Source organism: Bradyrhizobium sp. P3_C3 (assembly GCF_056402655.1).
Map to the genome: position 1 here is coordinate 64,894 of NZ_JBFUGY010000021.1, position 22,866 is coordinate 87,759.

Genomic DNA, 22,866 nt, shown 5'->3' on the forward strand with positions numbered 1-22,866 from the left:
ACTTCATCTTCTGAGGCAAAGCAGATGGACCAGGACGTCGCAGCGAAAGAGCAGCCCCGCTACATCAAGCTCAACGAGCGCGACAATGTCGCGATCGTGGTCAATGATTTCGGGCTTCCCGCCGGCTCCCGCTTCGCCAGCGGGCTGACGCTGCGCGCCTTCGTGCCGCAGGGGCACAAGACGGCACTGGTCGATATCGCGCAAGATCAACCGATCATCCGCTACGGCGAGGTGATCGGCCACGCGTTGTCGCCGATCCTGGCCGGCGAATGGGTCGATGAAGCGCGCATCCGCATGCCCGAGGCCCCTGCCCTCGACAAGCTGGAAATCTCGACCGCCGTCCCGGCACCGCTCCCGCCGCTCGAAGGCTTTACCTTCGAAGGCTTTCGCAACTCCGATGGCTCGGTCGGCACCAAGAACATCCTCGGCATCTCCTCCTCCGTGCAATGCGTCAAGGGCACGATGGAATACGCCGTGAAGCGCATCCGCGCCGAACTGCTGCCGAAATACCCAAACGTCGACGACGTCGTGCCGCTGACGCACGCCTATGGCTGCGGCGTCGCCATCAATGCGCCCGATGCGGTCGTTCCGATCCGCACGCTGCAAAACATCGCGCAGAACCCGAATTTCGGCGGCGAGATCCTGGTCATCGGCCTCGGCTGCGAAAAGCTCGCGCCAGAGCGGCTGGTGCCGGAAGGCGTCAGCGATGCCATCGTGCGCATGCAGGATGAGGCCTTCGACGGCTTTGGTGCGATCGTCGACGCAATCATGACCCAGGCCGAAGCCCGCCTGAAGATCCTCAACACCCGCACCCGTGAGACCTGCCCGGCCGCCGACCTCGTCATCGGCCTGCAATGCGGCGGCAGCGACGCCTTCTCCGGCGTCACCGCGAACCCCGCCGTCGGCTTCGCCGCGGACCTGCTGGTGCGTGCCGGCGCGACCGTGATGTTCTCGGAAGTGACCGAAGTGCGCGACGCGATCCAGCTCCTCACGCGACGCGCCATCAACGAGGACGTCGGCCGCGCGCTGGTGCGCGAGATGGCCTGGTACGATTCTTATCTCGCCCGCGGCGGCGCCGATCGCAGCGCCAACACCACGCCCGGCAACAAGAAGGGCGGCCTCGCCAACATCGTCGAAAAGTCACTCGGCTCGATCGTCAAGTCCGGCTCGTCCGCCATCACCGGCGTGCTCTCGCCCGGCGAGAAGGCGACCCAGAAGGGCATGCTGTTCGCGGCAACGCCCGCGTCCGACTTCATCTGCGGCACACTCCAGCTCGCCTCCGGCATGACGCTGCAGGTGTTCACCACCGGCCGCGGCACGCCCTACGGTCTTGCGGCTGCGCCCGTGATCAAGGTTGCGACCCGCACCGAGCTCGCGCGCCGCTGGAAGGATTTGATCGACTTCGACGCCGGCGGCATCGCCACCGGCGAGAAGACCATCGAGGAAACCGGCTGGGACCTGTTCCGCCTGATCCTCGATGTCGCCAGCGGCCGCACGAAGCCGTGGTCGGACCGTTGGGGCATCCACAACGACCTCACGCTGTTCAATCCGGCGCCGGTGACCTGAGGCCGGGCCAACCGGCCTCACTGACCGTCGATCAGGTGCATGTCGCCGAGCGTGACCGGCAGACTGCGCGTAATGAGATCCGCGACCGCCGCGCGTAGCCGTTCGTTCGCAGCCGGCCCCTCGAACGTCGCGTCGATCGGCCCGCTGGGTCCGGCGAGCCGCATGGTGCCGGTGTTGTCGAGCGGCGCGGCTGCCCGCTTCTCGATCACGTTGAACGACTTGCCGTCGATCACGCGCACCTCGTAGAGCGCGTGGATCAGGCCGTAATCCGCAAGCAGCGTGCGATATTGGGCAAGCCCGATGCCCTCGACGTTGCGGCCGTTGCCGAGCTTCGATCTGGCCCGATGTAGGCATCCAACCCCTGCGGCGCGACATCGCTGCGAACCAGCTCCTTGAACGGATCGCTGCGCAGGAGATTGACTGGCGCAACCGCCGAATCCCTGATCGCGGCAAACGCGGCACGTCGGTAGCTCACCGCCTGCACGCGAAAGCGTCCACCGAGCAGCTTCGTCGCCTGCTGGACGATCAGCTCGTCCAGCCCCCATGCGCTGATCGAGAGGCTTTGCCCGGCGTTGCCGAGCGCGATCAGGCCGGCTTGCGTCAGGCTCATCTCCTCGCCGATGGCCGAGACGATGCCGACGGTCTTGATCGCCTGGAGCCGGGTCGCGCGCGTCTCGAACGCGGCGGCCGCGCCGAGGGCGATGCAAGCGACCGCCAGGCCAACCCATAGAAAAGCAATGCGGCGCATGGTGACCTATCGAATCCTGAAATCGAACGAATAGGACGCACCGAGGCCGATCGTCGTCTGGTTCGACGATCCCCGCAGCTTCACGAGCGGGCTGTCTGCGGCGTCGCCCAGCAGCTTCTCGTACTCGACATAGGCATGGACTTCCCACTGCGGATTGATGCGATAGGAGATCTGGCCGCCGAAGCCGACCGAATGCGCACCGCCTTTGGCATCGTACATCGGCAGCCCGGACGCCACGGACTGCACGGCGTCGACGCCGAAATAGGGCGCAGTCGCCTTGGTGCTTTTCCAGGTGAAGCGCGGGCCGGCCGAGATCGTGAGCCTTTGGATCAGCGGCACGATGACGTCGGCGGAGACATCGGCGACCGTGCCGGTATTTCCGCCCATGCCCTGGCGCAATTCACTGCGCAGGCGCAGCCAGTCGACCGGGAAATATTCGACGAACCCGCCGAGCTCGTATGCGGCCTTGACGTCGCCAAGGCCGGTCAGCTCGGCATATTTATCGCTCCTGCGCGACGCGACGTATTTGAACGCGGGGCCGGCGCGAAAATTTCCGACGTCGAACAGCGCGATACTGGCGCTGTCGCGGGGCCCGCGAAACTGGTCGACCGATCCGGCACGGCGAATGGAGAAGATCGGGATCGGCATGAGCTTCCCGTTCTTCGATCCGACGAAATCCGGCGTGTACTCTCCGCCGATGCCGACCATGACGGTCCAGTTGCCGGAAGGTGACGGCAGCATCGGCACGTCGAACGGCGGGGCTGGCAACGTGAACGCCGTCTGCGCCGATGCCGACTGCGGGATTGCCAGGATTGCGCCGAACGCGGCGAGGAATGCGGTCAGCAAGGTGCTGCGCTCTCGCCGCAGGATCGAGAGCAGCTTCGTCAAAATGCTTCATTTACAGGGCCCCGGACCGGCCTTGCTGGCCTGGTCGACTCGTGTGGTTAGGAGCCACAGCATGTGGTCCGGCAAAATTGCCCCAAGATTGCAAGGGGCAGACAGCGCCCCGATCCATTCGCGGCGCATGCCGGGCGCGCCGCCGGATCAATGTTGCCCGAACATTGCCGGGCCGCGCTCACGCTCGCAAACTTTGAGCGCTAGGGCCGGTCGGCGCCCTCGCTCCTGCCTTTTATTCGCCAAGCTCGCTGCCTTAATGGGAACCCTGCGCACGAGCCGGAACGCCAGACTTCGGCCAGGGAGCGTCACGCTCAGGTTTTGTTGCCCCAGCAGAGTCAAGGACGTCCCGTGCGCTCCCTCGTAATCGAAGACGAACCGCAGATCGGCGCCTATGTCAGCCGCCTGCTCGGACAATTGCACGGCATTGTCGACGTCGTCGGCTCGATTGCCGATGCCCGCCAGGCGCTGGACAATTTCAAATATGATCTCGCGATCATCGACCGGATGCTGCCCGATGGAGATGCGCTCCAGTTGGTGACGGCGCTGAGCCGATCGGCGGACCGTCCCGCGATCATCATGCTGACCTCCAAGGACGCCAAGGAGGATGTCGTCGACGGTCTCAATGGCGGCGCCGACGACTATCTCGGCAAGCCGTTCGAGCCGCAGGAGCTCATTGCGCGGGTGCGCGCTGTGTTGCGGCGCCCCCGGCAGCTCGCGCCCTCGGTGCTGTCGCTCGGCAATGTCGAGCTGCATCTCGGCAGCAACGAGGCGGTGGTCGCCGACACGAAATTCCTGCTGCGCCGGCGCGAGGCGCTGATCCTCGGAGCGCTCCTGATGCGCCGCGACCGCGTCATCACCCGCGCCGCCCTGATCGAGGAGATCTACGGCTTCGACGACGAGATCGAATCCAACACGCTCGAAGCGCAGGTCTCGCGCTTGCGGAAGAAACTGACCGAGCTCGGCGGCGATGTCGAGATCCGCAGCATGCGGGGCATCGGCTACATCCTGCGGCTGGCAACACCGCGATGACGTCGATTGCCCGAACGTTTGCGCTGTCGCTTGGCATCGCCGCGACGACGATCTTCCTGATCATGCTCGGTGTCTTCATCTGGCGTTACCCGATGGAGGAACGCGAGTTCAGGGCTTGCCGCATTGTGATCGCCGTTCTCGATCGCGCCACGGTGATCGAGGGGCAAAACCTGACGGTACGCCCGACTCCCGCCCTCGGGGAGCTTAAAGCGGACAGCCCGAACCTCTGGTACGTCTTGTCCGCGGGCGATCTGGTCAGCGAATACGGGAGCGAACGCCGGCCCACCCTCCCCTTCGCGTTTCCCTATCACGGGCCGATCGGCTCGTCCGTCTTCAGCACACTCGACCAGAAGAACACCTTTTGTCTCGCCGTCGTGCAACGGGGCCCGTTGCAGCTTACGATGATGGTCGGCGAACCCAAGGTTCGCTTCGGCCGGATTGCAAGGAACTTCCTTGTCCGCAGCATTTTCGCGATCATCACGCTGGCGCTGGCCTTTGCGGCGACGGTCGCCATCGGCTCAATGCTGGCCGCACGTTTCGTCTCGCGCGGCATCGAACGGGTGGCGCGTCGCGCGCTCGCGATCGACCCATCGGCCCCGCAGGGCCTGATATCCCTGTCCGAAGTCCCCACCGAGCTGAAGCCGCTGGTCGCGGCGCTGAACCGCGCCTTCGGCGAGATCGACGCCTACATCAGGATGCAACGCCGCTTTCTCGGCAATGCCGCCCATCAGCTCCGCACGCCGCTCACGCTGCTGCGCGCGAAAATCGAGGACGTGCCCGAGCCGGCGCTGAGGGTGGAGTTGGTGCGCGACGTCCGCCGCCTGACGTCGCTGGTCTCCGCCATGCTCGACCTGGCGCGATTGCAAAATCATGCGATCGAGAAGCGACCGATCGATCTTGCCGAGATCACGCTGGACGTGCTCGCCGATTTCAGCCCCTCGGCGCTGGACGCCGGCATAGAGCTTGCGCTGGAGCACGCCGAAGAAGGTCCGTTCCTGGTGCAAGGCGTCGACGCCGCGGTACGCAGTGCGCTTGCGAATCTCGTCGGCAACGCGCTCATCCACGCCCATGGTGCGCGGCGCATCGTCGCCACGCTCAGCCGCGGCGACATCTCGATCGACGATGACCGCGCGGGCCTGCCCGACGGCGCGGAGCACAGGCTGCTCGAGCCATTTCAGACCGGCAACAGCGCGGGCGACGGCGCCGGCCTCGGCCTGTCGATCGTCCGCGAGATCATGGCCGCGCACGGCGGAGAGCTGGTCATTTCCTCCGCGCCGGGCCGCGGCACGACGATGAGCTTGCGCTTTCCCGAGGCCACCGCGACGACCAGATCGCCGCACCTCGATCTGCAAACGGGCTGACGAGCCGCTTCTAGCCCTTCGGCGAAACCGTCCGGAAACATTGGCGTGGAAAACTTCTTCCGCGTTTCACGTCTGTCGCATCACGCAATCAAATAGATCCGCCGGCGGCGGTCGAATGTTCGCACACAAGCGAACCTGGCGTGGCATCGCCGCGACCAAACCTCCGATTGCCATCTTCCACGGAGATTTTCCAATGCGCGTTCTTTCAATATTTGCCGTTGCCGGCGCCATGATTGCGAGCTCGGCCGGTGCATTTGCCGGCGAGCTTCCCTCTTACGACGTGAAGTCGTTTCCGATTTCGACGACGCAAGTGCAGGTGCTCGGCGGCGCCGGGGTCGAGGAGCAGTCGTCTGCGCCCGCGATGATCGTCGCCGGCATGCCGGCCTCGCCCGCGCAAATGTCGGTGCTGTCGCCGCGCGTCAAGCGGCTGGCGAGCGCCAACGCCACGAGCGAAGAGCGCTGAGACAGTTTTCGACCCCGGCTGCCCTTGCCGGGGTCGTCGCTCCCGCCGTCAGCGTGAGATATAGCCTGCCGCGATCGGCTTGAACCGATAGATCAGATACGGCGTCTTGTTTTCGGCCTTGCCGCCATGGAACATGGCGGCTGCGGAGACCTGAGACGCGGACACGTACATGTACCCGTCGGGAGAGGCAGTAATCCCGTCCGGCCACACCATGTCCGGATCGCTCAAATAAGTGCGAAACTTCCGGTCGGCTCCTATGACTCCAATCGATTTGGTCTCGACCGCAGTCAGGTAGATGTTGCCCGCATAGTCGATCGACAGGCCGCCATTGTTCGGTTTGTCCGAGTAGCGTTCCACCCGCGCGCTCAGCTCTTCGGCGGGCAGCTTCTCGTTGCCGAGGTCGGTGGCCTTGATGCGGTACAGCGACCGGCCGCTGAGTGGCGCGAAATAGACCCATTCGGACCTGGCATCCATCGTGATGCCGTCGCAGCCGACCTTAATGAGCGAAGGCTTGCCGTCCTTGCCAGGCACGGTCAGATCATTGCCATCCACGGTGATCGGCACATTTTCAGGGACGGTGGATCGATCGCCGTCCAGCACGCGCCGGGCGGCACCCGTATCCATGTCGATGACGATGATCGCAGCGTGAGAGCCATCGCCGCCGGGCCCGATGTTTTCGTCGGCGATGTAGAATTTCCGGTTCTTCTGGTCGATCACGATGTCCTGCGGCTGCGAGCCTTTCACGGTCACGGGCTCGGGCATGTAGTGGATGCGCTCCAGCCTGTTCGTGCGCGTGTTCCAGCCGACCAGCTTCGGCGTGATCTGCGTCCGGAATCCCATGTCGATGATCCACACGACACCGCTTTCGTCGGAACGAAGACCCAGGACGTTATCGAGGTACTGATCGGTGCCTTTTCGTGGCGTATTCCATTCCGCATTTGGAAACGGCTCGAACGTCGTCGGCGATGTCAGCCGCGCCACACGAACGTCGGGACTGAAGAATGGATGGTGACTGAAGATCAGCTGATTGTCCGGCGTAAACGCAATGTTGCCGACCGACTGAGGGAGCTTCGCAAAGACTTCCGCGTTGCCGCCTCCGTTCTCGGCACAGGCCGCGCCCGTGACGATTGCCGCCGACAGAAAAATGACAAGTCGAATTCCTCTCCTCACGCTTCGCACCGCTCCCTCCCTTTGTTTTCCACGGTTATTCCGGCGCGCGTGCGCCCGGTCCGCGCCGGCAACCGCCGCAGGATTTGAATGCAGAGACCCAAATGCGAGCCGAAGCGGCCGCTCGTTCACCGCCTCGCCGATATCGATCTTTGCGAGAGCCACGATGCGCGCTAATTTGCGGACTGACAATTACGCACAGGCCAGTCCTCTAGTATCACGGAGTGAACCATGCAGAAGCTCGGCAGCAAGACGTATGATTGTGCCGTGGGATGCCCCGTGGAGGCCACCCTCGATCTGATCGACGGCAAGTGGAAGGGCGTGATTCTCTACCACCTGCTCGACGATACGATTCGCTTCAACGAGCTCAAGCGGCGCCTGTCCCGGATCACGCAGCGCATGCTGACGCGCCAGCTCCGCGAGCTCGAGGCGGACGGCCTCATTCATCGCGAGATCTATGCGGAGGTCCCGCCGCGGGTCGAGTATTCCCTGACGGCGCTTGGGCGCTCGCTCGAACCGGTCGTTCGCATGCTCTGGACATGGGGCAATCAGTATCTCGCGACGGAAGCGGCTCGTGCCGGTGCGGTCAACGGCGCCGTTTCGCTCTCGCCGCGGGTCAGACGGAGCCTGCCGGCAGGTCGCGCGTAGGCGGGCCCCTGCGTATCCACGATGCCTTGCGGCGACTGCAAGTAAATCGCACACGTCGATCAAGACGGCGTGGGCCTACGCCGCGACGAGACACGATTCTCCATCCTCACATGAGGCCATCCGCGCGCCGCCATCAAGCGGCGCGCGCTCTACTTATATAAATACTAATTCCAAATCTGATGATTGAGGGACCATTGCGCCCCTCCCGCACTTCAAGCCATCGACTGCGCTTGTTAGTCGTCCGCCCCGCAAATGATGGGGTCGCGAATGACTACATATCTCAGAACGACGGCAGGATTGATCGGCGGCGCGCTGCCGCTGTTGGCAGGCCTGATGGATGCGGCGCCGGCCGAGGCGCAATCATCGTCGCAGGAATTGCCCGCCGTCGTGGTCGAGCAATCGTCGCGGCCGGCAGCGCGCACACGTCCGTCTCCCTCCCGTCAGGCCGCACAGGCGGCAAGCCGCCGTCGCCAGGCCGAGCGCGCACCATCGAACGCCGATACACAGGCGGCCGGCGCGAGCACGGGCGCGGAGACCGCGACAGGCCCCGTCCGCGGCTACGTCGCGACCCGCAGCGGCACCGGCACGAAGACCGATACGCCGCTGCGTGAGACACCGCAGTCGATCACCGTGGTCACCGCCGACCGCATCATCGACCAGGGCGCGACCACCGTTCAGGAGGCGCTGCGCTATGTCCCCGGCGTGTTCGCCGACGCCTACGGCGCGGACTCGCGCGGCGACTATCCGCGCATCCGCGGCCAGGACCCAAATATCTATCTCGACGGCACCCGCATGGTGAACACCAACAACTTCAACGAATGGCGGCCGGAGCCGTACACCCTGGAGCGCATCGAGGTCTTGCGCGGCCCCTCTTCCGTGCTCTACGGCGACACCTCGACCGCCGGCCTGTTGAACCTGATCTCGAAGCGCCCGCAGGCCGAATCCGCCAACGAGATCGGCGTGCAATATGGCAGCTTCAACCGTAAGCAGGTGCAGCTCGACTCCACGGGAAAGCTGACCAAGGACGGCGAGTGGCTCTATCGCTTCATCGGCGTATACCGCGACAGCAACACGCAGACCGATTACGTCAAGGACGGCCGCATCGTGCTCGCGCCATCACTGACCTGGCGGCCGACCAACAACACCAGCTGGACGGTGCTCGGCACCTATCAGAAGGACACCACGGGGTCCTCCACGGCCTTCCTGCCGCATGAGGGCACATTGTTTGCCGGCCCCAACGGCTACATTCCGGTGCGGCGCTTCGCCGGCGAGCCCGGCTTCGACCAGTACCAGACCGAGACCGGCGCGATCAGCAGCCTGTTCGAGCACAGCTTCAGCGACAGTCTGAAGATCCGGCAAAACCTGCGTTACGCCCATGTCGAGGGCATTTACCGGTCGACGTGGCCGGACCTGAACTTCGTCGATCCAAGCGATCCGAACTATCCATTTCTCGACGCCAGCCGACGCTCCGTGGCGCGCAGCGTATGGAGCCGCGAGACGGTCAAGGACAACCTGACCTCGGACAGCAATGCCGAGCTGAAATTGCACACCGGACCGGTCGCACACAAAGTGTTGTTCGGCACCGACTACCGCGAGTTCAGGGAGCACGCGCAATCAGGCTTCACCACAGACCCGACGCCGTTCGATCTCTACGCGCCGGTCTACCGCGGCGTACCCGCGCCGACGATGTCTCCCGAACCGGATCTGCGCCAGACCCAGCTCGGTATTTACGCTCAGGACCAGTTGCGCCTCGGACCGTGGCTCGCCGTGCTTGGGCTGCGCCACGACTACGTCACCAGTAACACGCAGGCCTCGCCGGTCGAAAACTACCAGGCGACCACCGGCCGCGCCGCGCTGATGTACGAGCTGCCATTCGGCGTCACGCCTTACGTGACCTATGCGCAGTCGTTCAACCCGGTGTTCGGCAGCGGCGTCTGCGCCACGGTGTGCGCGCCGCAGCGCGGCGAGATGGTGGAGCTCGGCTTCAAGTACAATCCGACACCGGGCAATGCGATCAACGGCGCGATCTTCGACACCACCGAACGGCATCGGCTGGCCAGCGACCCCGATGATGACCGCTTCTCGATCCAGACCGGGAAGGTGCGCATCCGCGGCGCCGAGCTCGAGGTGCTGGCGCGCGTCACGCCGGAGCTCGACCTGATCGGCGCCTATACCTATCTCGATGCCCGCGTGGAAAGCGGCGACAATTCCGGCAAGCATGTCGAGACCGTGCCGGATCACCAGGCCTCGCTCTGGGCGAAGTACCGTCTGTCCCTGCTCGGCCTGCCCGGCGTCACGCTCGGCGGCGGCGTGCGCTACATCGGCACCTCCTGGGACGGCACCGACACCCTCCGCACACCCGACTATACGCTGTTCGACGCCATGGTTCGTTACGAGACCGGTTCCTGGCGGCTTCAGGTCAATGCCAGCAATCTCTTCGACAAGCGTCACCTCACCACGTGCCTGGCGCGCGGCGACTGCTTTCTCGGTATCGGCCGCACGGTGCTCGGCAGCGTGACGTACAAATTCTAGCCACGACCGCTACGTCATGCTGCCGGGCATGAAGCAGCGCACGCGCGGATGGCCGTCGACATAGTGCTTCCACACCATGGTTCGACCGATCTTGTTCGGCTCGGTGATCACGGCACCGTCGGGCACGACGACCCACTCGTCGTCGATGCGCACGCGGTAGTGGCCGCGATCGGATTCCCAGTCGACGTCGGCTATGACGTAGCCGTCGGCATCCGAGCAGCATTGTCCGTATTGGCTGTGCAGGCTCTCGAACCAGGGTTTTAGCGGCGAGTTGGCATAGCGGCCGTCGTCGCGCGCCAGCGCCGAGGTCGCAAGCAGCGCCATCGGCCCCAGCAGCGCCGCCGCACATAGTCTGGCAAGTCGCATATCGTCTCCGCGGATCGCAATCAGCGCCGCGAGGGACAGACACCGCCGTCCGCCTTCCGCACGGTCGCGGCAGGCGTGGAGACGGCGACTCGCTCCCCAGCGGCTTTGCGACAGCTATGCAAATCCGGCGCCAGCGCGCATTCCGGGGAACTACGGCCGCACGGCGTTGCCCCGGCCGGCGCGCACGTCCTGCATGTCCAACGCGTCGGCAATTTGCCGCAGCTGTTTTGGAGGCTTTCCTTGTTCCGCGAGGACGTGTACGAAACGGCCGCGGACGCGGGCCGCATCTTTTAATCAACTGTTTCAATTAGAGAAATCAGGTGTTGGCGTGACTGGCATTGGACCGTCAGCGCTATGAGTTCGAGAGAGTTGCTTCCTGGCCCGCAGGATTCGACCGACTTGCCCGCAAGCGAAGTGCAGTTTGCGCTCGTGATTTCGCGCATGCTCGAGACGGTGAAGGACGACGCGGAAGCCAGGCGGCAGATGGTCTACGACCTCGCCCGCTACAAGCTCCAGGAGCAGTTCACCTACGCCGACGCCAGGAACATCGACCAGATGAAGCGGGCGCTCGAGGTCGCGATCGAGGAGGTCGAAAAATTCTCGCGCGACGAGGCGCCGCTGGAGCGCTTGCCGTCACAACAGCTCACGTCGTCAAAGGCGACTGAGACAGGCGGTCTCCTGGTGTCCGGCGACGCGACCGTTTTGCGATCGAGGATCGAGATATCCCGCAGCAAGCTGCCTGCGCTCTCGGGCCCGCTTCTACCGGTGATCAAGCGTACGGCGGCCATCCTGCTTGCCGTTGGCGCAGTCATCCTGATCGTCTCGCAGCGAGATAACATCGCCGCGCTGCGCCGGCAGATTTCGTCCCAGGCCCAGGAGATCGCGCAGGTATCGCCCAAGCCGGAGACGACGATCACGGTCGCCAAGCCGGAAATGATCACCCCTGGCCCGCCTCCCCCGACGCGCGTATTGCCAACCGACTACGGCATCTACGCATTGATCGACGACAAATCGCTGGCGGAGTTGAATGCGACCGGCGTGATGGCGCCGGACATGCGCATCGCGATTTCACCGGAGTTCAAGAAGCCCGATCGCCCGCATCTGCCGAACGGCCGCGTCAAATTCATCGTGTTTCGGCGGGACGCCGCGAACGTGATCCCCGAGCGCGTCGAGGTTCGGGTCGTCGCGAAGATCGCCAGGGAGTTTTCGACCGACGCTGCAGGCAAAAATCTAGGCGGCGGAGAAGATGTCGGGGTGATCCGAAACTTCTCCTATCCGTTCCGGGTGTCGCCGATCCCGGGGAAGCCCGAGATGTACGAGCTTCACACCGGCGATTCAGGGCTCGAGCTTGCGCCGGGACATTACGTCCTGAGCCTGGGACCGCATGCCTATTATTTCCAGGTCGACGGCGAGATCACCGATCCCCGGCAATGCCTCGAGCGGGTCGTCGCCGGCAACGGCACGTTCTACGCGCCTTGCAAGAAGGCACGGACGTATTGACGGTCGTCAAGACCGTCGCTGCTGAGGCAGGCCCGAGCCACACACTCAACTGTCATCGCCCGACTTGATCGGGCGATCCAGTATTCCAGAGACAGTGCGAGGATACGGAGGGGCCCTACTGCTTCGGCGCCGGCGCCATCATCGCGCCGCCCTTCTTCGCCGCGGGCGCGGGCGCCGGCTTCGTCGTCGCGGCGGTCGCCTGTGCCGGAAGATATTTGGCGACGATGGCAGGATCGACCTGGGCGATGTAGGCGTCGGGAAGACGCGTCCAGGTCTCGTCCTTGCCGAACAGGGAAATGCCGAGGAAGCCGCGCATGGTCAGCGTCTGCCCGTCCGGGCTGACCGACATCTTGGCCTTCCAGATGTTGCCGTCGCGCGGATTGACCACGTTGCCGCCGTCATACTTCAAGCCGTCGCGCTTCATGTCGCGGATGAAGGAGAGCCCGAGCACCGGGGCGTTTTTGCGATCATCCGTGCATTTCGCACAGACCTCATTCGGGTCGTCGCCGGGGCGCGGAAAGGTTTTTGCGATCACGCCTTCGAAGATGCCGTTGTGGTCGACGAAGAGAAACCATCCCACCGTCTTGCCGTCCTCGGTCTTCTGCCAAAGACCCGCGGCGGTTGGCTGCTGCGCCTGTGCGGCTACCGGCCCAACCGCGCCAAGCGTCAGCGCAACAGCGAGCGCGAGGGGCGAGAGCAGTCGAAAGCTGGAAAAGAGAGTCCGCATTATGATCACCTTGCTAAGCCGCCACTGCAATGGCCGCAGACTACGGCGATTTCGCGAACGGTTCCAGCACCAGAAACATGGGGCATTGCCTGCCGAACCCGGTGCCGTCAGTTGACACCGAGCTTCTTTTGCAGACTGGAGGACGAGGTCGTGTACTGGAACACGAGCCGCTTCTCCGGATAGACGTAGCGATGGGCTTTTTGCGCCATCAGTGCGCCCTCGTGGAAGCCGCACAGGATCAGCTTGAGCTTGCCCGGATAGGTGTTGATGTCGCCGATGGCGAAGATGCCGGATACGTTGGTCTCGAACGCGGACGTCTCGACCGGCACCAGATTGTTCTCCAGCGCGATGCCCCAGTTCGCGACCGGACCGAGCTTCATGGTCAGCCCGAAGAACGGCAGCATGGTGTCGCAGGAAATTTCGCTCACGCTGTTGTCGTTGCCCTTGACGGTGGCGCCGGTCAGCTTGCCCTCGGTGCCGGACAGCGCGGTGACCTGCCCGAGCCGCAGATCCATCTTTCCGTCGGCCACCAGCGCGCGCATCTGCTCGACGCTGTGGGGCGCGGCGCGAAAATCGTCGCGCCGGTGCAGCAGCGTGACGCGCTTGGCGAGCGGATGCAGATTGAGCGTCCAGTCGAGCGCGGAATCGCCGCCGCCGACGATCAGAACGCTCTTGTCGCGGAACGTCTCCATCTTGCGCACGGCGTAGTGCACCGAGGTGCCCTCATAGGCCTCGATGCCCGGCACCGGCGGGCGCTTGGGCTGGAACGAGCCGCCGCCGGCCGCGATCACCACCACCTTGCATTCGAACACCTTGCCCGCGTCGGTGGTGCAGCGAAACAAGGGATCGCCGATCTTCTCCACCGTCTCCACCATCTCGCCGAGATGGAAGGTCGGATGGAACGGCTTGATCTGCTCCATCAGCGCGTCGGTGAGGCCCTGCCCCGAAACGTGCGGAATGCCGGGAATGTCGTAGATCGGCTTTTCCGGATAGAGCTCGGCGCACTGGCCGCCGACCTTGTCGAGGATGTCGATGAAATGCGCCTTCATGTCGAGAAGGCCAAGCTCGAAGGCGGCGAACAGACCACAGGGGCCGGCGCCAATAATCAGCACATCGGTTTTTATCACGTCGCTCATGTCGTCTCTTTATCGATCGTTATCGGTTGGACGCCGCCCCGGGGGGCAGAAGTGACCCTGCCTGTCTAGCCAACGGGGATGGATCAGGGAAGGCATAAAAGCGGGAGCACCCCGCAGCCGCGCCCACTTGCCGGGTCAGGATAACTGGGCTGTAACGGGAAGCGATATGACGGAGATCAATCGGTGAACGCACCAAGCCGCCTCGATACGACGCCGCGCCTGGAGGACTATCCCTATCGTCTCGGCGACAATGTCCGCTTCGGCGATCTCGATCCGAACCAGCACGTCAACAACGCGGTCTACGCCACTTATTTCGAGACCGGCCGGGTCACGCTGATGAAGAGCCCGGAATACGGGCTGACGCCGCCGGGCCTCGCCTGGATCATGGTGCGCCTCGACATCCATTTCCGCGCCGAGCTGCACTGGCCGAACACGATCGAGCTCGGCCTCGGCGTGGTCAAACTGGGACGGACGTCGGTGACCTTCGAACAGGTCGTGTTTTCGGAAGGAAAGTGCATCGCATCGGCGATGTCGGTCGGCGTCATGCTCGACGAGGCGACGCGGCGGCCCGCACCGCTCACCGCTGAGATCATCGAGAAGCTCAGGCCCTGGCACAAGCGCGGTATCGAGGTCGCGCCGCCGAGCATCTAGTATAGTGAGGGACGATCAGGCCTGCCGTTCCGGCGTCGCCACGACGAGCCCGTCGAGTTCGTCGGAGACCTTGATCTGGCAGGACAGCCGCGAGTTCGGGCGCACGTCGAAACCGAAATCGAGCATATCTTCTTCCATGGGCGTCGGGCTGCCGACCTTCTCGCGCCAGGCTTCGTCGACATAGACATGGCAGGTTGCGCAGGCACAGGCGCCGCCGCATTCGGCCTCGATGCCGGGAATGCTGTTGCGGATGGCGGCTTCCATCACGGTCGCGCCGTTCTCGACTTCCACCGTACGGGTTTCGCCCTTGTGGTCGACAAAGTTAATCTTGGCCATGTGTGCTCGTGCTGCCGCGATGTTGCGAATGAAGGAGGGTCCGGGCTGTCCTATAACGGGTCGATCCGCCCGGCGCCATAGGGTTTTGAAGCGACGTGAATCCCGCTTCGCGGGAAGAAAACGCGTCAAAACAAAAGACTAGAGCGCGGTTTCTCGCCCTGTCGCCCTAGGGCTTCAGGATCGCCTCGATGGCGGCGCGAGCCTCGGTCACCGCCTCTTTCAACGCGGCGAAGGCGTGGGGCTGGCCATGGCCGGTCCGGACCGCGGTCTCCAGGCTGGCTGCGGCATCCGCCACCGCAAAGGCGCCGATTCCGCGCGCGGAGCCCTCGAGCTTGTGGGCGAGTGTGCCGGCCTCGGCCGGCAGTGCTGCCATCGCCGCAACCAGGCGAACCGCCTGCTCGGCGAACATCGCGAGCACTTCCTGTTCCAGCTCAGTGTCCCCGAGCGTCATGCGCGAGAGGTGATCGAGGTCGAGCGGGCTGTCGATGGGTGCAAGCGGGGGCGAAGGCATCCAGTCCATCCGTTGCAGTTCAGGCGTCATGGCGCAGACCCCGGCATCGCGCGATGTCCGCCGATCCGGCGGTCAAGTTCCCCCACCGAAGCATGGAAATGGTTAACGAAGTGTTTGGCCCGTTTTACGCAAATCCGCCCGTTTATTGACGAAAAGTTGCCGCAATCCGGCGAGTCCGGTGGAGAATTCCATTTATTGCTAAGGCGTTACGGCGCTATCCTGTTAACGATGATTAAGATTGTCTTAATCCCGGGCATTTCATTCGCGACGCTCTGCCAATAGGATGTTGGGAGAAATTAGCGGACAAGCCGTCCAGGTGGGGACGGCTGGGAATCCGCGTAAGCGGCATGATCCGGTCTGTGGGCTTGCGTAGCGCGCTGGGCTCGCGGGAGGACGCGTACAAGTAACGAGGGCTCGGACTGAACATGGCGAACACTCCGAAAAAGGTCAAAGACCCGACAGAAGTTGCGCTTTCTGCGATCCAGGAAGCCCTGAACATCAGCGACACGGCCGCGGACACCAGCCGCAACGCCTCGATGCGCAACGAAACGTCGGCTCCGGTGGGGCCGCCGGCTCCTCCGATCTTCGACGAGCCGACCTTCGAGCCGCGTCCTGCCGCCAACGAGCGCGCCACCGTGTTCGATACGATCGAGGAGCCGCGCACCTCGCGCCGCGCCGCCAACGACGACCGCGAGACCATCGGCCAGTTGCTCCAGGCGCTTCAGAAGGGCCGCCCTGCCCGCAGCGTCTACACCTTCGCCACCATCTTCGCCGGCGTCTGGCTCGCAGCCTGCGCCGCGCTCACCGTCGGCTTCCTGCCCTCGATCCAGGCTGCCATGGGCCAGAGCGGCGGCGTGCTCGTCATCGCCGGCCTGATCGCGATGTTCTTCGCGCCGATCATGCTGTTCTACTTCCTGGCGAGCCTGGTCTGGCGCGGCCAGGAAATGCGCATGATCGCGCAGGCGATGGCGCAGGTCGCGATCCGCTTCTCCGAGCCCGAGGGCTCGGCGTCCGATTCCATGGTCACCGTCGGCCAGGCCATCCGCCGCGAGGTCGCGGCGATGGGCGACGGCATCGAACGCGCCATCGCGCGCGCCGGCGAGCTCGAGACGCTGGTCGCCAACGAGGTTGCGGCGCTCGAACGCGCCTATTCCGACAACGAAGTGCGCATCCGCTCCCTGCTCCAGGACATCGCGCACCAGCGCGACAATCTGGTCGGCCAGGCCGAGCAGGTCCGCAGCGCCATCTCCGGCGTGCAGATCGATCTGCGCCACGACATCGCGCTGATCTCGGACGCGATCGCCTCGCGCGTCGACGAGGTCGCCAAGAGCATCACCGGCGCGCTGGAAGAGCGCGGCGCCCACATCACCGGCGCACTGAGCAACGCCGGCGACAACATGATCCTCGCGCTCGGCGAGCGCGGCGGCGACCTGCTCGACCGCCTCGAGGAGGCCAGCAACGAGACCACGCGCGCCGTGCTCGACGCCAGCGAGCGGCTGACCACCAGCCTCAACTTCAAGACCGGCCACGTCCACGACGAGTTCGTCGACCTCGCCGACCGCGTCCACGAGATGCTGAACGAGCGTATCGACCGCATCACCGGCGAGTTCGAGCAGCGCTCCGCCGCCATCGTCGACGGCATCTCCGAGCGCACCGAGCAGGTGCACGACAGCCTGAAGAATTCGTCGGACTCGCTGCTGCTCGAGCTCGAGCTGCGCTCCAACGACCTCTCCGCCAAGATCGACGATGCCGGCAACCGGCTCGCCGGCCACATCATGACCTCCGGCGACAAGGCGAGCGAGGCGCTCGACGCCACCGTCAACACCCTCGTCGCCAAGGTCGTCAGCCAGACCGAGACCGCGCACGACTCGCTGTCGCTGCAGATGAGCGCGTTCGACGAGCTGGTGAAGAACCAGGGCACCGAGCTGGTCGAGAGGTTCGCCCGCGACTCCGGCACGCTCGGCGCGCTGATCACCCGCCACATCTCCGAGTTCGACCGCACCGTGAAGACGTTCGGCGGTGATATCGTCGATCGCATGGGCCAGCGCACCCAGGACATCGCCGAGAGCCTGAAGACCTATGTCGACAATTTCGATACCCGCTTCACCTCGAACGGCGGGGCGATCACGGCCGTGCTCGACCAGCGCCTGGTGCAGTTCGAGACCACGGTCGGCGAACGTGTCACCAACCTCGACGCCTCGCTGAACGACAAGATCGTCAGCCTCGACGGCACGATCGAAGGCCACATCAAGACTTTCGACGACCAGCTCGTCGGCCGCGTCGCCGCGCTCGAGCAGTCGTTCGACGCCCGCGCCAAGTCGGTGACCGAAACCATCGACGGACGCCTCAACACCCTCGCCTCGTCGCTGACCGACGGTGCCGCGCAGGCGATCCAGTCGATCGACTCCCGCCTCACCCACCTCACGACGTCGCTCACTGACGGCGCATCGCAGGCCATCGAGACGATCGATACGCGCCTCAACTATCTCGCGACCTCGCTCACCGATGGCGCATCGCAGACCATCCAGTCGATCGATACGCGGCTGACGCACCTCACGACGACGCTCTCGGGCGGCGCCTCGCAGGCGCTCGAATCCATCGACACGCGCCTCACCTACCTGACGACTGCGGTGACGAACGGCGCCTCGCAGGCCGTGCAGTCGATCGACACGCGCCTCACCCTCCTGACCTCGACGCTCACCGACGGCACCGCGCAGGCGATCGAGGCGGTCGACCGCCGCATCACCGGCGTCGCCGAGATGATCGACGGCCGCAGCACGCACCTGACCGACACGGTCACGGCGCGCTTCCAGGACATCCACCAGGCCATCGAGACCAAGGTCGGCTCGGTCGCCAACGACATCGACGTGCGCGTGGCGCAGTTCGAGGACCTGCTCGGCTCGCGTGTCGAAGCCGTCGCCGGCCGCATCGAGAGCAGCGGCCGTCAGGCCAGCGAGGACATGATGTCCCGCGCCGAGATGATCTCGACCGCGATCCGCTCGCATGTCGAGGATGCCGAGCGCTCGCTCACCAACCTCGTCGTCAACACCAGCGAAACGATCCAGACCGGTGCGCGTACCGCCCAGCAGTCGCTGATGACGGTCTCCTCCGACGTCAACGCCCAGCTCAAAATGACCTCCTCCGATGTCAACGCCCAGCTCAAGATGACCTCCACTGAGGTCGAGCGCGCGCTGACCGCGGTCGGCACCGGTGCTGCGAACTCGATCCTGAGCAGCGCCCGCGAGGCTCAGTCGACCCTGGTCGCTGCCTCCGGCGATGCCTCCAACCAGATCAAGGGGCTCGCGGTCGACGTCGAACGCACGCTGTCGGCGGCCGGTTCTGCCACCGCAGCCTCGATCCTGGCCGGCGCCCGCGAGGTACAGACCACGCTCGTCACGGCGTCTTCGGACGCGGCCAACCACGTCAAGACCCTCACCGCCGACGTGCAGCGTTCGCTGTCGCTGGCCGGCGCCACCACGGCGGAATCGATCACCGCCGGCGCCCGCGATGCGCAGAGCGCGCTGATTGCGGCCTCGACCGAGACCGCCAACCAGATCAAGGCGCTGTCCTCGGACGTGCAGCGCTCGCTCTCGATGGCCGGCACCTCGACGGCCGAGACCATCATGACCGGCGCCCGCGAAGCCCAGACCACGCTCGTCAACGCGTCCTCGGATGCGGCGACCCAGGTCAAGTCGCTCGCGGTCGAAGTGCATCGGTCGCTCTCGCAGGTCGGCCAGTCGACCGCCGAGACGATCACGACCAGCGCCCGCGACGCCCAGAGCACCCTGCTCTCCGTCTCGGCCGAACAGACCAGCCAGGTCCGTTCGCTGGCGGCCGAGATGCAGCGCGCGCTGGCGACCGCCGGCGGCGCCACCATCGAGGCGCTCACCAGCGGCGTGCGCGAGGCCCAGGGCACGCTGATCACCGCCTCGACGGATGCGGCAAGCCAGATCAAGTCGCTGACCACGGACATCGAGCGCACGCTGACCTCGATCGGCGCCGACACCGCCTCGACCATCCTGAACAGCGCGCGTGAGGCGCAGACCTCGCTGACTTCGACGTCGGCGGATGCCGCAAGCCAGATCCGCACGATCTCGACCGAGATCGAGCGCGTATTGAGCACGGCCACGACCAACGCCACCAACGACATCCAGACCAGCGCGCTCAACGCCCAGAACGCGCTGATCAACGCCTCCAACGAGGCAAGCTCGCGTGTCAAGTCGAGTTCGTCCGACGTCGAGCGTTCGGTGCTCGCCGCCAGCAGCAGCTTCGGCCAGGCCATGACCGGCAAGACCGACGAGATCGTCACCTACGTGCAGCAGCAGGCCGACCGTCTGTCGAACATGATCGACGCCAAGCGCGGCGCGCTGGTCGACGCGATCGGCTCGAAGACCAGCCAGCTCACGCTCGACATCGACCGCGTCACCTCGGATGCGCTGAAGTCGATCGAGACGCGCGGCCATGCGTTCTCGCAGACGATGATGGGCAACGGCTCCGAAGTCGCCCGCACCATCAACGCGGCGAGCGAGATGGCCACCGGCGCGGTCGGCAAGTCGCTCAAGGACCTCGAGCAGGCCTCCCGCTCGGCGATCGACCAGTCGCGCCAGGTCTCGATCGCGGCCGTCACCGAGATGCAGGAGACCAGCAAGATCCTGCGTACCGATACGGTGGCCCTGTTCGAGCGTCTGCGCGAAGGCAATATCCTGCTCCAGGAGGTGCTGACCGGTGCGCACGACAACCTCAACTCGCTCGAGCGGGCGCTGGTGACGCGCGTCGCCGACTTCGTCTCGGCGATGAACGACGTCACCTCGCGCAACGGCGCTGCGACGCAGAACCTGGAAGACCAGCTCAACGTCTTCAACACGAAGACCACGCGGGCGCTGCAGGACCTCGGCGAGCTATCGACCCAGTTCGACGCGCACGGCAAGGCACTGGTCGAGGCCGCGCAGGTCGTCGAGGTGAGCAACAAGAACACCACCGCTTCCCTCGCCGAACGCAAGCAGGCGCTGGAATCGCTCGTCACGACCATCGACCTGCGCACGGCCGATCTCGACCAGCGTCTGTCGCGCTTCACCGGCCTGCTCGATGAATCGCTGGCCGCCGCCGAAGAGCGTGCCCGCGACATCGCCCGCGTCGTCGCGGAGACCGCCGGCGCAGGTTCCGCCGCGATCACCCGCCAGTTCGAGGCGGTGCGCGTGGCGTCCGAGGAGGAGCACCGCCAGACCATCGAGGCCATGCACGACATCTACCGCCAGACCACGGACGAGGCGGATACGATGTTCAAGCAGTCGACCGAGAAGTTCACCAACCTCGTCTCCAGCATGAAGCAGATGGCGTTCGAGATGCACAACGAGCTCGAAGCCACCCGCAACGAGCTGCGCCGCGGCGTGCTCGAGATGCCGCAGGAGGCCGCCGAGAGCACTGCGCAGATGCGCAAGGTGATCGTCGACCAGATCGAGGCCCTCGCCGAGCTCAACCGCATCGTGGCCCAGCATGGCCGTGGCCTCGACGTCTCCACGACGGGCCGCGCCGGCGCGCAGCGCCAGGAAGAGCCGTTGCTGGCAGCCGTCGGCACGCGCAACACCGAGACCCGCGGCCGCGACACCGGCAGCGCCTCGACGCTGCCGCCGCCGGACCTCGGCATGCCCGCCTCCTCGCGCCGCACCGAAGCGCCGCCGGTCGCGCCCGCAGGCAACGACCAGGGCCGCGACGGCTGGCTGTCGGACCTCCTGAACCGCACGGACGCCAACCAGGGTGCTCCGACCGGACGTGAGGCCCCGCGTGGCCGCGCGACACCCGCGCCGCAGCCGCAGGCTCCGCAGGGTGGCAGCAATCCGCTGGAGTCGCTGTCGCTCGACATCGGCCGCCTGATGGACCGCAACCTCGCCGCCGAGATGTGGGACCGCTACCAGCGCGGCGAGAACAAGGCCTTCACCAAGCGCCTCTACACGCCCGCCGGCCAGAAGGCCTTTGACGAGGTCGCCCGCAAGTACCGCGCCGACCGCAACTTCAAGGGCACGGTCGACCGCTACGTCGCCGAGTTCGAGCGTCTGCTCGACGAAGTCGCCCGCGACGGCCGTGGTCCGCAGGAGCTGCGCAGCCACCTGACCTCGGAGACGGGCCTGGTCTACACGCTGCTCGCGCATGCAGCGGGCCGGCTCGGGTGATCAGCCCATAGCGACAACGAATAGCGAATGAGAACGGAGGCCTCACGGCCTCCGTTTTCGTTTGAGCCCGTCATTGCGAGGAGTCCTTGCGACGAAGCAATCCAGACTGCTTCCGCGGAGACAATCTGGATTGCTTCGCTACGCTCGCAATGACGAGGTGAGGTCCGTGTACTAAACGCCTACTGCCGCCTGCCGCTCGCGGCGGGCGCCTGCCTCGGCGGCTCGGCGGGCGGCGGAGCGGCGGCCGGGGCGCTGTTGCTGGCGCCGAACAGCACGCGGGTCGGGTTGCGGTCGAAATTGTTCACGGCGCGGCTGATGTCGCCGAGCGTGCGCCGGCCGTCGGTCATCAATGCACCGGAGCGCTTGTCGAAATCCTCGGCCAGCTCGCGGATCGACTTCACCGCCTGGAACAGCTCGCCGCCGTCCTTGCCGCCGGCGAGCGTGTTGAGGCCAAGCATGAGGCTGTCGGCCTTGTGCATGACGCCGTCGACCTTGGCCATCACGCCGTCGATCTTCTCCGAGTTGCGCGCGAGCGAGTTGGTGAAGGTCTCGAGGTTCTTCAGCGAGTTCTTCACCGACTCCTGATTGTCCGCGACGATCTTGTTGATGTTCTGGAGCGTGCCGCGGATCGCCTCGGTGACGTCCTGGAGCTTGTTGGGATCGGCCGTCAGCGACGGGATGCCGTCCTCGTCGAGCGGCGGCGGAGGCGCGGCCTCCTCGCCGCCCTTGAGCGAGATCGCGGCGACGCCGGTCAGGCCCTGGAATTCGAGGCCGACCAGGGTGTCCTTGCGGAGCGGGGTGTTGTTCTCGACCATGGCGAGTGCGACAACCCGCCGCGGGTTGTCGAGCTTCACGGAGACCACCTCACCTACCCGGATACCGTTGAAGTTGACACTGCCGCCGTTGCGCAGGCCCGCCGCCGGGCCCTCGAACACGACGCGCAGGGGGCTGCGCTGCTTGGTGGTGTGCAGCGACTGGAACCACAGCACGAAGCCGATCGCCGCGGCGATCACCGCCAGCGTGAATGATCCGATCAGTACGTAATTGGCCCGCGTTTCCAT

General features: G+C 65.3%; 19 protein-coding genes. 9 read left to right on the forward strand and 10 right to left on the reverse strand.

Features of this window, described 5'->3' with window-relative positions; translation table 11 throughout:
- The first annotated feature begins 24 nt into the window (after positions 1-24).
- Positions 25-1,566: a galactarate dehydratase gene (gene garD / locus AC1DW2_RS23565; RefSeq protein WP_477007192.1), complete on the forward strand. Its 1,542-nt coding sequence runs from the start codon at positions 25-27 to the stop codon at positions 1,564-1,566.
- 17 nt (positions 1,567-1,583) lie between these two features.
- On the opposite strand, the gene AC1DW2_RS23570 is transcribed toward garD, so the two are convergent.
- From AC1DW2_RS23570 to AC1DW2_RS23580, 3 genes are read right to left on the reverse strand one after another with little or no spacing between them, the layout of a single operon-like run.
- Positions 1,584-1,799, reverse strand: coding sequence for a hypothetical protein (locus AC1DW2_RS23570; RefSeq protein WP_477007193.1), 216 nt, complete (start codon positions 1,797-1,799; stop codon positions 1,584-1,586).
- A gap of 23 nt (positions 1,800-1,822) precedes the next feature.
- Complete coding sequence (locus AC1DW2_RS23575; protein WP_477007194.1) at positions 1,823-2,314, reverse strand: hypothetical protein; 492 nt, start codon at positions 2,312-2,314, stop codon at positions 1,823-1,825.
- Positions 2,315-2,320: 6 nt separating this feature from the next.
- Positions 2,321-3,202: a MipA/OmpV family protein gene (locus tag AC1DW2_RS23580; RefSeq protein ID WP_477007195.1), complete on the reverse strand. Its 882-nt coding sequence runs from the start codon at positions 3,200-3,202 to the stop codon at positions 2,321-2,323.
- 357 nt (positions 3,203-3,559) lie between these two features.
- On the opposite strand from AC1DW2_RS23580, the gene AC1DW2_RS23585 reads away from it, so the two are divergent.
- The 3 genes from AC1DW2_RS23585 (at position 3,560) to AC1DW2_RS23595 (ending at position 6,064) form a co-directional block, all read left to right on the forward strand.
- A complete protein-coding gene (locus AC1DW2_RS23585) occupies positions 3,560-4,240 on the forward strand; it encodes a response regulator transcription factor (RefSeq protein WP_477007196.1) in 681 nt (226 codons plus the stop codon).
- 125 nt (positions 4,241-4,365) lie between these two features.
- Entirely contained in the window at positions 4,366-5,601 is a 1,236-nt protein-coding gene (locus tag AC1DW2_RS23590; protein WP_477007197.1) for a sensor histidine kinase, read from the forward strand.
- Between the two features lie 193 nt (positions 5,602-5,794).
- Positions 5,795-6,064, forward strand: a complete 270-nt coding sequence (locus tag AC1DW2_RS23595; protein ID WP_283017063.1) for a hypothetical protein — start codon at positions 5,795-5,797, stop codon at positions 6,062-6,064.
- Between the two features lie 48 nt (positions 6,065-6,112).
- On the opposite strand, the gene AC1DW2_RS23600 is transcribed toward AC1DW2_RS23595, so the two are convergent.
- The gene (locus tag AC1DW2_RS23600; RefSeq protein ID WP_354131381.1) at positions 6,113-7,396 is read right to left on the reverse strand and encodes an L-dopachrome tautomerase-related protein; all 1,284 of its coding nucleotides are present in this window, start codon (positions 7,394-7,396) and stop codon (positions 6,113-6,115) included.
- Between the two features lie 66 nt (positions 7,397-7,462).
- Between AC1DW2_RS23600 and AC1DW2_RS23605 the strand changes: the two genes are divergently transcribed.
- The gene (locus tag AC1DW2_RS23605; protein WP_080583959.1) at positions 7,463-7,879 is read left to right on the forward strand and encodes a winged helix-turn-helix transcriptional regulator; all 417 of its coding nucleotides are present in this window, start codon (positions 7,463-7,465) and stop codon (positions 7,877-7,879) included.
- A 267-nt stretch (positions 7,880-8,146) separates the two neighbouring features.
- Positions 8,147-10,411, forward strand: coding sequence for a TonB-dependent siderophore receptor (locus AC1DW2_RS23610; protein ID WP_477007198.1), 2,265 nt, complete (start codon positions 8,147-8,149; stop codon positions 10,409-10,411).
- Positions 10,412-10,420: 9 nt separating this feature from the next.
- Here the strand turns inward: AC1DW2_RS23610 and AC1DW2_RS23615 are convergent, their stop codons facing one another.
- Positions 10,421-10,777, reverse strand: coding sequence for a hypothetical protein (locus tag AC1DW2_RS23615; RefSeq protein WP_028158285.1), 357 nt, complete (start codon positions 10,775-10,777; stop codon positions 10,421-10,423).
- Between the two features lie 399 nt (positions 10,778-11,176).
- On the opposite strand from AC1DW2_RS23615, the gene AC1DW2_RS23620 reads away from it, so the two are divergent.
- A complete protein-coding gene (locus AC1DW2_RS23620; RefSeq protein ID WP_477007199.1) occupies positions 11,177-12,277 on the forward strand; it encodes a hypothetical protein in 1,101 nt (366 codons plus the stop codon).
- Between the two features lie 115 nt (positions 12,278-12,392).
- Here the strand turns inward: AC1DW2_RS23620 and AC1DW2_RS23625 are convergent, their stop codons facing one another.
- Both AC1DW2_RS23625 and AC1DW2_RS23630 read right to left on the reverse strand, forming a co-directional pair.
- The gene (locus AC1DW2_RS23625) at positions 12,393-13,004 is read right to left on the reverse strand and encodes a DUF2147 domain-containing protein (protein ID WP_063982234.1); all 612 of its coding nucleotides are present in this window, start codon (positions 13,002-13,004) and stop codon (positions 12,393-12,395) included.
- 107 nt (positions 13,005-13,111) lie between these two features.
- Positions 13,112-14,140, reverse strand: coding sequence for an NAD(P)/FAD-dependent oxidoreductase (locus AC1DW2_RS23630; protein WP_085405872.1), 1,029 nt, complete (start codon positions 14,138-14,140; stop codon positions 13,112-13,114).
- Between the two features lie 183 nt (positions 14,141-14,323).
- On the opposite strand from AC1DW2_RS23630, the gene AC1DW2_RS23635 reads away from it, so the two are divergent.
- On the forward strand, positions 14,324-14,791 hold the full coding sequence (locus tag AC1DW2_RS23635) for an acyl-CoA thioesterase (RefSeq protein WP_063982232.1): 468 nt from the start codon (positions 14,324-14,326) through the stop codon (positions 14,789-14,791).
- Positions 14,792-14,806: 15 nt separating this feature from the next.
- Here AC1DW2_RS23635 and AC1DW2_RS23640 read toward each other — a convergent pair whose 3' ends face one another.
- Entirely contained in the window at positions 14,807-15,127 is a 321-nt protein-coding gene (locus AC1DW2_RS23640; protein ID WP_014493954.1) for a 2Fe-2S iron-sulfur cluster-binding protein, read from the reverse strand.
- Positions 15,128-15,293: 166 nt separating this feature from the next.
- Positions 15,294-15,668: an Hpt domain-containing protein gene (locus tag AC1DW2_RS23645; RefSeq protein WP_187388006.1), complete on the reverse strand. Its 375-nt coding sequence runs from the start codon at positions 15,666-15,668 to the stop codon at positions 15,294-15,296.
- A gap of 395 nt (positions 15,669-16,063) precedes the next feature.
- Here AC1DW2_RS23645 and AC1DW2_RS23650 point away from each other — a divergent pair, with 395 nt between their 5' ends.
- Positions 16,064-21,805 (forward strand): apolipoprotein A-IV repeat region-like domain-containing protein, encoded by a 5,742-nt coding sequence (locus AC1DW2_RS23650; RefSeq protein WP_477007200.1) that lies wholly within the window; start codon positions 16,064-16,066, stop codon positions 21,803-21,805.
- A gap of 179 nt (positions 21,806-21,984) precedes the next feature.
- Here AC1DW2_RS23650 and AC1DW2_RS23655 read toward each other — a convergent pair whose 3' ends face one another.
- A complete protein-coding gene (locus AC1DW2_RS23655) occupies positions 21,985-22,866 on the reverse strand; it encodes an MlaD family protein (RefSeq protein WP_085405869.1) in 882 nt (293 codons plus the stop codon).